This window comes from Paenibacillus sp. B46(2026) (assembly GCF_056786355.1).
Map to the genome: position 1 here is coordinate 2,498,937 of NZ_CM165907.1, position 11,727 is coordinate 2,510,663.

Annotated in this window: 8 protein-coding genes; all 8 read left to right on the forward strand. The window is 46.0% G+C overall.

Features of this window, described 5'->3' with window-relative positions:
• Positions 1-7: 7 nt before the first annotated feature.
• The 8 genes from proS to rbfA all read left to right on the forward strand — a co-directional run bounded on the left by proS (position 8) and on the right by rbfA (position 11,721).
• Positions 8-1,462 carry a proline--tRNA ligase gene (gene proS, locus AC1S8V_RS11455; protein ID WP_458126397.1) on the forward strand — a complete coding sequence of 485 codons (1,455 nt, stop codon included), beginning with the start codon at positions 8-10 and terminating at the stop codon, positions 1,460-1,462.
• 383 nt (positions 1,463-1,845) lie between these two features.
• Positions 1,846-6,165, forward strand: a complete 4,320-nt coding sequence (locus AC1S8V_RS11460) for a PolC-type DNA polymerase III (RefSeq protein ID WP_482073688.1) — start codon at positions 1,846-1,848, stop codon at positions 6,163-6,165.
• Between the two features lie 257 nt (positions 6,166-6,422).
• The gene (rimP, locus tag AC1S8V_RS11465) at positions 6,423-6,884 is read left to right on the forward strand and encodes a ribosome maturation factor RimP (protein WP_062833826.1); all 462 of its coding nucleotides are present in this window, start codon (positions 6,423-6,425) and stop codon (positions 6,882-6,884) included.
• 123 nt (positions 6,885-7,007) lie between these two features.
• Positions 7,008-8,105 carry a transcription termination factor NusA gene (gene nusA, locus AC1S8V_RS11470; protein WP_062833827.1) on the forward strand — a complete coding sequence of 366 codons (1,098 nt, stop codon included), beginning with the start codon at positions 7,008-7,010 and terminating at the stop codon, positions 8,103-8,105.
• A gap of 25 nt (positions 8,106-8,130) precedes the next feature.
• Positions 8,131-8,436, forward strand: coding sequence for an RNase P modulator RnpM (rnpM, locus tag AC1S8V_RS11475; RefSeq protein ID WP_017689143.1), 306 nt, complete (start codon positions 8,131-8,133; stop codon positions 8,434-8,436).
• Complete coding sequence (locus AC1S8V_RS11480; RefSeq protein ID WP_017689142.1) at positions 8,429-8,758, forward strand: L7Ae/L30e/S12e/Gadd45 family ribosomal protein; 330 nt, start codon at positions 8,429-8,431, stop codon at positions 8,756-8,758. Before rnpM ends, AC1S8V_RS11480 begins: the two co-directional genes overlap by 8 nt.
• Positions 8,751-11,336, forward strand: a complete 2,586-nt coding sequence (infB, locus tag AC1S8V_RS11485; protein WP_482073689.1) for a translation initiation factor IF-2 — start codon at positions 8,751-8,753, stop codon at positions 11,334-11,336. Before AC1S8V_RS11480 ends, infB begins: the two co-directional genes overlap by 8 nt.
• 25 nt (positions 11,337-11,361) lie before the next feature.
• Positions 11,362-11,721 carry a 30S ribosome-binding factor RbfA gene (gene rbfA / locus AC1S8V_RS11490; protein ID WP_017689140.1) on the forward strand — a complete coding sequence of 120 codons (360 nt, stop codon included), beginning with the start codon at positions 11,362-11,364 and terminating at the stop codon, positions 11,719-11,721.
• Positions 11,722-11,727: the final 6 nt, after the last annotated feature.

The following is an 11,727-nucleotide window of genomic DNA, read 5'->3' on the forward strand; positions in this document are numbered from 1 at the left end:
GAGTCTTATGTCAAAGGAAAATGATAAACAATTCGTGACTGAAATCACACCACAGGGTGAGGATTTCTCACGCTGGTATATTGATGTTATCAAAAAAGCTGATCTCATGGACTATGCACCCGTACGCGGTTGTATTGTGTTCAAACCAGACGGGTTTGAAATCTGGGAACATATTAAGGATGAGTTGGATCGTCGTTTCCGGGAAACGGGTCATCGCAATGCGTATTTCCCGATGTTCATTCCTGAGAGCTTCTTTCAAAAGGAAAAAGAGCACGTGGAAGGTTTTAACCCTGAATTACCATGGGTTACGGAAGCTGGGGGAGAGAAGCTGGAAGAACGTCTGGCAATCCGTCCTACATCCGAAACGATTATTGGTCACATGTATTCCAAGTGGATTCAGTCTTATCGGGATCTTCCGGTACTGATCAACCAGTGGGCTAACGTAGTTCGTTGGGAAAAAAGAACGTTGCCTTTCCTTCGCACAAGTGAGTTCCTGTGGCAGGAAGGTCATACTGCGCATGAGACGGAAGAAGAAGCACGTGAAGAAACGATGAAAATGCTTGAGATTTATCGTGAAGTAGTTGAGGAGTACTTGGCTATTCCTGTAATTGTAGGTCAGAAAACCAAATCCGAGAAGTTTGCGGGTGCAGTGGATACGTACTCGATCGAAGCCATGATGAAGGATGGACGTGCTGTACAAGCAGGTACATCTCACTACATGGGGACGAACTTTGCAAAAGCATTTGAAATCCAGTATCTTAGCCGGAACAATGTGCTGGAGCTGGCTTACACTACTTCATGGGGAGTAAGCACACGTTTGATCGGTGCGTTAATTATGGTTCACGGAGATGACCGAGGTCTCGTACTTCCGCCTAAAGTAGCACCGACACAAGTGGTCATGATTCCAATTGGACCTCCGAAAACGCGTGATGCTGTTGTTGGGCGCGCAGATGAGTTGTTCACTGAGTTGAAAAAAGCTGGAGTCCGTGTGAAAATGGATGATCGCAGCGATGTTCGCCCAGGTTGGAAATTCAATGAATACGAGATGCGCGGTGTTCCAATTCGTCTGGAGATTGGTCCACGTGATATGGAAAATGGCGTTTGTGTGCTCGTATCACGCATTACAGGTGAGAAGAAAGTGGTAGAACAAGCGAACCTGGTAGAAGAAATCCAGTCTATGTTGACACAAATTCAGGTAGATATGCTGGAACGTGCTCGCACATTTATGTCGGATAACTTCTACTCCGTGGATACACTTGATGAGATGAAAGAACTAATGGAAAATAAACGCGGGTTTACACTGGCTGGATGGTGCGGTTCAGAAGCTTGCGAAGATAAAGTAAGAGAAGTCACAGGTGCAACAAGCCGGAACATTCCGTTCCAGCCTGCGGAAGAAAAGCATACGTGCCTGGCTTGTGGTGAACAAGCAAAACACACGGTTGTGTTTGCAAGAGCATATTAAGTCAAAATAACCTGACTATATACATTGAACTAAACATTTACATGAGAACGTAGAGAACAGAAATAACCTGAAGAAGCGGAGCTAAAAGCTTTCTGAAAGAAAGCTACATCGGAAGCATACGCTGCGCCTTTATCCCCGGATTTTCCCCTTTGTAAAAGGGAATCAAAAAATCTGGGGATAACAGCGATCGGAAGGTTGTTCTGTTATCGGAGTGGTAAGTGTAAATATCTTTTTGTTCAATTTATATAATGGCACGTACGGACTGTAAGAGTAATGAATGGAGAGCTTCTGTCGGATAAAATGAGTCGGTGCGAGTTCGGATCGGTGACATTTTTGAATGCAGGGGCTTTTCATGCTTTAAAGGGGGTACAAGGAGGAACACGATGAGCGGATTCGAGGAGAAGAGAAAACGGTTTGAGTTGTTGATGAAACAGGCGGAGCTTCCAGCTGGTCTGTTAGAGCCCTATTTTTTGGATGGATGGATTGAACAAGTAGAGACTAACCGGAGTAATCGGGAATGGAATATTCTCATTGCGAAGGATACGTTGGTACCCGCTCCAATCTATCGCACTTTTTGCCTGCATATTCAGGAGAAGATGAATCATATCGCCAAAATTTCATTTGGCTTCAAATATACGGACAAAGTACAAAATGGCGATATCGTCAGTGAATATTGGAATCTGTTTCTGGAGTGGGTTACACGTGAGATTCCATCTGTAAATGGTTGGATGAACCGGACAACCTTTGAATGTGAAGAGGATCTCCTGCAACTGACGATGAGTGATGCAACATCGATGGAATTGGCTCGTAAGAAACAGATTGATCAGGCGATTACGAAATTCTATGACAAGTACTTTCATCTACCTCTTCATATCAAGATGCAAGTGGGCGAAGTGGCCAACAATAAAGAGGCGATGGAACAGTTCCAGGCCCAAAAACGTGTAGAGGAACTTGAGGTCATCGAGAAGATGATGAGTGAAGTGGACACAGAAATCCCGGTGGATGAGGAGCAGGGCGATCTGCGTTTGCAGATGGGTTACGATATCAAGGAGCCAGCAGTGCCCATGCAGGAAATCCAGGATGAAGAGAAAAAGGTCACGCTTCAAGGTTCGGTGTTTGGTCTGGATCGCAAAGAGCTGCGAAACGGAAATACGTTGTTCACCTTCTACCTGACCGACTTCACGGACTCCATGCAAATGAAGATGTTTGCCAAAACAAAAGAGGATGTTAAAATTCTCAGTTTGTTGGCTAACGGTAAATGGGTGAAAGTGCGTGGCCGTGTAGAGTATGACCGGTTTATGCAGATTCCTGAACTCGCTATGATCCCTTCAGATCTGATAGAAGTCAAAGCACCGCCGTCTCGCAAGGATAATGCACCAGAGAAACGGGTAGAGTTCCATTTGCACTCTACGATGAGTACGATGGATGCTGTAACCTCGATCGACAAATATGTGAAAATGGCAGCGGAGTGGGGACATAAGGCGATTGCTGTCAGTGATCATGGTGGGGTGCAGGTATATCCCGAAGCTTCCAAGGCTGCTAAGAAAAACGGGATTAAAATGATCTACGGCCTTGAGGCCAATGTAGTGAATGACTCCGTTGCAGTCGTTATGGCACCTCAGCCATTGGATCTCCAAACAGTCACATACATCGTATTTGATATCGAGACCACGGGGCTTTCGGTAACACAGAACAAAATCATTGAGATTGCCGCAGTGAAGATGCAAGATGGTAAAGAAGTCGACCGGTTTGCGACGTTTGTGAATCCGCATGAACGCATTCCCTATAACATTCAGCAATTGACTAATATTAATGATGACATGGTAAAAGACGCACCTGAACTGAAGCCTGTTATCCGTGATTTTGTGCAGTTCGCTGGTGATGGTGTGCTTGTTGCCCATAATGCACGTTTTGATATGGGCTTTATCCAGGCTTCCCTGAAGCAAATAGGAATGCCGGAGCTTCCTAACCCTGTCCTTGACACGTTGGAACTGGCGCGATTGTTATTTCCAAAAAATAAGAACCACCGTCTGAATACGATGGCGGATAAATATAAGGTGGGACTCGAAAGCCATCACCGGGCCATTGATGATACGGTTGCACTCGCAGGTATACTGATCGGATTATTAAATGATGCTGCCCAGATGAAAGGCTTGACGAGACTTGATCGCCTGAACGATTTTGTGGGTGTCGATCTATCCAATACAAGACCGTTCCATTGCGGAATCTATGCATTGAATGATATAGGTAAGAAAAATCTATATAAGCTGGTGTCTCTCTCTCACACGGAACATTTCAAGCGGGTACCGTGCATTCCCAAATCAAAACTGATTAATTTGCGTGAAGGCCTTGTTATTATATCAGGCTGTGAAAAAGGTGAGTTTTTCGAAGCGGTGCTTAACAAATCGCTCGAAGAAGCGGAAGAAATCGCCGAGTTCTATGACATACTGGAGATCCAACCCCTTACAATGTATATGCATTTGGTGGATAAAGGGTTGGTGGCTACACCCGAAGAGATCAAAACAGCGATCCGTAAAGTCATCGATATAGGTGCAAAACTTAACAAACCGGTCATTGCCACAGGTAACGTGCACTATTTGGAACCGCGTGACAAGTTATATCGGGATATCACCATTCACGGAATTACAGGATTTAGTCCACTGAAAGATCAACGTAAACCGGATGCACATTTTAGAACGACGGAGGAAATGCTGGAAGAGTTCCAGTTCCTGGGCCAAGACAAAGCTTACGAAGTCGTTGTTACGAATACGGTGGAGTTATCTGACCGATTTGAGGAAATTAAGTTATTCCCGGACAAACTGTTTACTCCGATTCTGGAAGGTGCCGACGATGAAATTCGTAATACCTGCTATGACACTGCCAAGTCCATCTATGGCGAGGAATTGCCTGAAGTAATCGTGGCACGACTAGAGAAAGAACTCATTCCAATTATTAAATACGGTTTTTCTGCCAACTATCTGATCTCGGAACGATTGGTTAAAAAATCGAATCAGGATGGTTACCTCGTAGGTTCACGGGGATCGGTAGGCTCCTCTGTCGTTGCTACATTCCTGGGTATATCCGAGGTTAATCCACTACCTGCTCATTATATTTGTGTGAATTCAGAATGCAAACACAGCGAGTGGTTCCTGGACGGCAGTGTTCGGAGTGGATTTGACCTTCCGGAGAAAGAATGTCCGGATTGTGGTGGCACACTTAAAGGAGAAGGCCAGGATATACCGTTTGAGACCTTCCTTGGATTTAAAGGAGATAAAGTTCCTGATATTGACTTGAACTTCTCTGGTGATTATCAGCCTCATGCTCATAACTATACGAAAGTACTATTTAGTGAGAAGAGTGTTTTTCGTGCGGGGACCATTGGTACAGTGGCTGAGAAAACAGCATTTGGCTTTGCCAAGAAGTATGAGGAAGAACATCACAAGAAATGGCGCGGAGCTGAATTGAATCGTTTGGCTTCGGGGTGTACAGGGGTAAAACGGAGCACTGGACAGCACCCAGGCGGTATTGTCGTGGTACCTGATTATATCGAGGTTGAAGATGTTACACCCGTTCAGTTCCCGGCTGACGACGTTAATGCGGAGTGGAAAACGACACACTTTGATTATCATGCTTTTGAAGAAAACTTGCTGAAACTTGATATTCTGGGGCACGATGATCCGACTATGATGCGGATGTTGCAGGATTTGACAGGTGTTGATCCAACGAGCATTCCGATGAATGATCCCAAAGTCATGAGCATGTTTAACTCAACCGAAGCTCTGGGTGTTACACCGGAACAGATTAGGTCGCCAGTTGCGACGTTTGGCGTGCCGGAGATGGGAACGAAGTTTGTACGTCAGATGCTTGTCGAATCTCAGCCGACGTCTTTTGCCGATTTACTGCAGATTTCCGGATTGTCCCATGGTACAGGGGTATGGCTTGGAAACGCTCAGGATCTGATTAAGAACGGAACATGTAACATCAAGACGGTAATTGGTTGTCGGGATGACATCATGTTGTTCCTTATTTATAAGGCAGGTATGGACGCGAGTCTGGCCTTTAAAATTACGGAGAGTGTTCGTAAAGGGCGGGGTCTGCCTCAGGAATGGATCGATGAGATGAAGAATTGTAAAGTGCCTCAATGGTACATCGATTCATGTCTCAAAATCCAGTACATGTTCCCGAAGGCCCACGCGGCTGCTTATGTTATTTCGGCAGTACGTACGGCGTTCTTCAAGCTGTATCATCCCATTGAATATTACGCAACTTACTTTACCGTTCGGGCGGATGAGATTGATATCGAACTCATGTGTCAGGGATATGAGGCGATCTATCGCAAAATTGTAGAGATCGAGCAATTAGGTTTCCAGGCACCACCGAAAGAGAAAAACATGCTACCTGTCCTTGAAATGGGTTTGGAAATGGCAGCGCGCGGATTCTCACTTAAACCGATTGACTTATATCGTTCGGAAGCTACGAAGTTTATCGTTGATGGGAAAACATTAATCCCTCCGTTTTCCGCGTTGGCGGGAATCGGAGACAATGCTGCACGTAATATTGCTGCGGCAAGAGAACATGGTGAATTCCTGTCGGTGGAAGATTTTCAGCAGAAGTCGAAAGCGAGTAAGACGATTGTTGAACTCCTGTCGAATATGGGGTGTTTCCGCGGTTTACCAGAGAGCAACCAGCTTTCCCTGTTCTAGTATTAAATTTGAATCATGGACAAGTGATTGGTGGGCGATGCGTAATTTTCCCTTCATTAGTAAGTTAACTGGCTGAATTATCGCTTACTTGTCACTATTACCAGACTATGTTATAATTTTTGAAGTGAACGAGATAGTACGAATTTCTAAAGAGTGGGGAAACCCACTCTTTAGTCTTTGGTATACAAGAATCTTGGGTATTGAATAATCTGCCAGTGCTTTTTTGCTGGTGTAACCTAAGTTGGAGGTTATTGGTTTTGAGCACAACGAACATTAAATCTACCGTGGAAGAAATGATCCAACCCTACTTGAACGAACAAGGCTTCGAGCTGGTTGACATCGAATACGTCAAAGAAGGCAGCAACTGGTTTTTGCGGGTGTATGTCGACAAAGAGGGTGGCATCGACATCGACGATTGCGTCTTGATCAGCGAAAAGCTGAGCGCCAAGCTGGATGAGAACGATCCGATTCCAACCATCTATTTCCTTGAAGTGTCTTCTCCCGGTGCGGAGCGTCCACTGAAAAAACCTGAGGACGTTACCAAAGCTGTAGGCAAAAATGTTTTTGTTACAACCTACGAGCCGGTGAACGGATTGAAGGAATTTGAAGGCAAGCTGCTTTCTTTTGATGACGGGGAACTCGTGATCGAGGCAGGCAAGAAACAGCATGCCATTTCTTATGATAAGGTTGCCAGTGCGCGCCTAGCTATTTTGTTTTAAGTGCCTTGTTCACTTTATTAATGAAAAAGACACATCTCACGATAACGGCAAGGTGCTCATGAGTTCAGAGCCTTTCGCCGTTTTACGTATGAGATGCCATGTTTGAAAGGGGGATCAACATTCATGAGTATGGATTTTATTGAAGCAATGAATGAATTGGAACGGGAAAAAGGGATCAGCAAGGATGTGCTGTTTGAAGCGATCGAGGCTGCACTAATTTCCAGCTACAAGCGGAATTTCAACACGGCCCAGAATGTGCGTGTTGATATGAACCGTAATACGGGAGTTATCCGGGTGTATGCCCGTAAATTGATCGTGGAAGAAGTCCTGGATTCACGTACCGAAATTTCATTGCCTGCTGCACGAGAAATCAACCCACACTTCCAGCTGGAAGATATTGCGGAGATTGAAGTTACGCCGCGTGATTTCGGACGTATCGCCGCACAAACTGCCAAACAGGTGGTGACCCAGCGGATTCGTGAAGCCGAACGCGGCCTGATCTACAACGCTTTCGTAGACAAGGAAGAGGATATCGTTACGGGGGTGGTGCAGCGTCAGGATTTGCGCAATATCTACATCGATCTGGGCAAAATCGAAGCGGCTTTACCGCTGACCGAATTGATGCCGAACGAGAAGTTTGTTCATGGTGACCGTATTAAGGCGTATATCACCAAGGTCGAGAATACGACGAAAGGGCCGCAAATCATTTTGTCCCGTACCCATCCGGGCCTCTTGAAACGTCTCTTTGAACTGGAAGTGCCTGAGATCTTCGACGGTGTAGTTGAGATTCGCTCCGTCGCTCGCGAAGCAGGGTTCCGCTCCAAGATTGCCGTTCATTCTCGCAACGAGGAAGTTGATCCAGTTGGATCTTGTGTAGGTCCTAAGGGAATGCGCGTGCAGACCATTGTGGGTGAGCTGCGCGGTGAAAAAATCGACATCGTTCGTTTCTCCGATCAGGTAGACGAATATGTAGCTAATGCACTGAGTCCTTCCAAAGTATTGGAAGTTCATGTATTTGAGGAAGAAAAGATGGCTCGGGTTATCGTTCCGGACTATCAACTGTCGCTCGCAATTGGTATCAAAGGCCAAAATGCCAGATTGGCAGCCAAATTAACCGGCTGGAAAATCGACATTAAGAGCGAGAGCCAGGCGGAACAGGAATTCGGCAGAGAAAAAGATTCTTCTTCTGAAATGCATCAGGATTCCGTCTCCGTCGACTAAAGTAAAGTACGGGGGGCGCTGACGTATGAAACCAAAAAAAGTGCCGCTGCGCAAATGTGTGGCATGCCAGGAAATGATGCCCAAAAAGCAGCTGATTCGCATTGTAAAAACGCCAGAGGATGAAGTGCTGATCGATTTGACTGGCAAAAAATCCGGACGTGGTGCCTATTTATGCGGCAAAGAGTCTTGTTTTAAGCTCGCACTCAAAAACCGGGCTTTGGATCGGGCGTTAAAAGGCAAAGTCTCACCTGAAATTTACGAGCAATTAGCAGCTGACTTCATCGCGGTTGAGGATGAATTCAAAGCAGCACAGGAGCGTGAACATGACTAATATTAAAACGCTGTCTTATTTGGGACTCTCTATGCGTGCAGGTAAACTTGTAACAGGTGAAGAAATTGTACTTAAAGCGATCCGTTCTTCCGAAGCTAAAATGGTTATTGTTGCGGGTGACGCCTCAGCCAATACACAAAAGAAATTTCGCGATAAATGCGGAACTTATAAGGTTCCTCTGTTGATCGGATTTGACCGGGATAGTCTGGGTTCAAGTATCGGTAAAGACACGCGTGTTGTTCTTGCAGTAACGGATCGAGGGTTTGCAAAAATGATCTCCAAGCAAGTCGGTATAATGTCGGAGGTGGAGTATATTGAGTAAACAGGAAAACAAGGATAAATTGCGAGTTTATGAATATGCGAAGTCCCTTAATATGAGTAGTAAAGAAATTATAACCATTCTTAAAAAGCTGGAAATTCCCGTAAACAATCATATGAGTGTCATGGAGAATGGTTCAGTCGGTAAGGTGGAACAATTTTTTAAAGATATAAAATCCACTGCTGCTTCGAAACAAGGCAACGATGCAAAACCAGTTGCTACTTCGGCAGTGCGCAGTGACAAACCAGTGGACAGCAACAAGCCGGCCGGCGGAGTGAACACGCCGAAGAGCAGTAACCCATCCGGTAGTCCCGTACAAACAAAAATACAACAGGAAAAGCAGGTAGGTATGAACAATAGACCAAATTCCAACAATAACAATGGCACCCAAAGACCCAGCGGCCAAGACAGCCGCAACAGAACGAACTCTTCCCAAGGCTCAAGCCAAGGAGGACAATCAACTAACCGTCCAAGACCAGCTCAAGGTGGACAAAGCAGTACTGCATCCCGTCCGCAAGGATCGGGTCAACGTCCGAATAACAGCGGTGGCGGTCAAGTAAGAACTTCAGGACCTAACAGCGGTGGTAATACAGGTACTGCTGGCAACCGTAGCGGTGGCCAAGGTCAGAGCCAAGGACAAGGCCAACGTAGAAGCAGCCCAGGTGGTACTACTGGCAACAACAACAATAGTGGTAACCGTTCGAACAGCGGTGGCGGTGGACGTCGTTATGATGACAATCGTGGCGGTAACTTCCGTGGTAACCGTGGTGGTAAGAACAACCGCAACAGAAATCAACAACAGTACCAGCAACGTGAGAAAATTGATAACACACCTAAGAAAATCATCGTTCGTGGTGATATGACTGTAGGCGAAACGGCGAAGTTGCTCCATAAGGATGCTTCCGAAGTTATCAAAAAGCTTATCGCTATGGGTGTTATGGCAACAATCAACCAAGAGCTTGATATCGAAACGATCCTTCTGCTTTCAGGTGAATTCGGTGTTGAGGTTGAAGTGAAGATTGTGCTTGAAGATGACCGTTTCGAGACGCTGGAAGAGAATGATGATGCTGCCGACTTGCAGGATCGTCCACCAGTAGTTACGATCATGGGTCACGTTGACCATGGTAAAACAACTTTGCTGGATGCCATTCGTTCCACGAATGTAACAGGCGGCGAAGCAGGCGGTATCACGCAACATATCGGTGCATACCAAGTCGAAATCAATAGCAAAAAGATCACGTTCCTGGATACTCCGGGTCACGAAGCGTTTACAGCGATGCGTGCACGTGGTGCACAGGTTACGGATATGACGATTATTGTCGTAGCAGCAGATGACGGTGTTATGCCACAAACCATTGAGGCGATTAACCATGCCAAAGCTGCTGGACTTCCAATTATCGTTGCTGTCAATAAAATTGACAAACCGGGTGCTGATCCGGATAAAGTGAAACAAGAATTGACCAACTATGAACTCGTTCCGGAAGAATGGGGCGGAGATACCATCTTTGTTAACGTGTCAGCGAAACAAAGAATGGGTCTGGAAGGTCTGCTTGAAATGATTCTGCTCGTTGCAGAAGTGAACGAATACAAAGCGAACCCGGACAAACGTGCCCGTGGTACAGTGATTGAAGCTGAGCTGGATAAAGGACGTGGCCCAGTTGCCCGTATCCTCGTACAGCACGGTACATTGAAAGTCGGCGATGCTTTCGTAGCAGGTAACTGCTTCGGTCGTGTCCGTGCGATGGTCAATGACAAAGGTCGTCGTCTGAAAGAGGCTGGACCTTCAACACCTGTAGAAATCACAGGTCTGACTGAAGTTCCAGGTGCGGGAGATCCATTCATGGTGTTCGAAGATGAGCGCAAAGCGCGTTCCATCGCTGACAAACGTGCAATCACACAACGTGAATCCGATCTGGGTACACATACTCGTGTAACATTGGATGATCTGTTCCAGCACATCAAAGATGGCGAGATCAAAGATCTGAACGTTATCATCAAAGGTGACGTACAAGGTTCGGTTGAAGCATTGAAAGGTTCCCTTGCGAAGATCGAAGTTGAAGGTGTACGCGTGAAAATCATTCATAGCGGCGCTGGTGCAATCACCGAGTCCGACATCATTTTGGCGGCAGCATCCAATGCCATCGTGATTGGTTTCAACGTTCGTCCTGATAACCAGGCGAAAGCAACTGCAGATCAAGAGCAAGTAGACATTCGTCTGCATCGCGTAATCTACAGTGTTATCGAAGAAATTGAACAAGCGATGAAAGGTATGCTTGATCCGATCTACAAAGAAAAAGTTATCGGTCATGCTGAAGTTCGGAGCACGTTCTCCATCAGTAAAGTGGGCACCATCGCTGGTTGTATGGTTACCTCGGGTAAAATTACGCGTTCTGCGGAAGCACGCCTGATTCGTGATGGCATCGTCCTTTACGAAGGTAAGCTGGATTCCCTGAAACGTTATAAAGATGATGCCAAAGAAGTAGCCCAAGGTTACGAGTGCGGTATCACACTGGATAAATACAATGATCTCAAAGAGGGCGACGTTATCGAAGCCTTCATTATGGAGACAGTACAACGATAAGCAAGGAAGCATGAGGTGAACAACGATGGCTAAGATTCGTACAGGTAGAGTGGGCGAGCAGATCAAGAAAGAAATCAGTCTGCTCATCCAGTCTGAACTGAAAGATCCACGTATCGGCTTTATTACGGTAACGGGAGTCGAAGTGACAGGAGACTTGTCGCAAGCCAAAGTTTATCTGAGTGTCTTCGGTGAACAGGAACAAAAAGATAACACGCTCAAAGCTCTGGCAAAAGCAAATGGATTTTTGCGTTCGGAGCTGGGCAAACGTATCCGGTTCCGGCATGTTCCCGAGTTGATATTTAAGATTGACGAATCCATCGCTTATGGCAGCCGAATTGAGAAGCTGCTTGGCGATATTGGTTCCGACAAGAACGAATCCCAGTAACAGAAT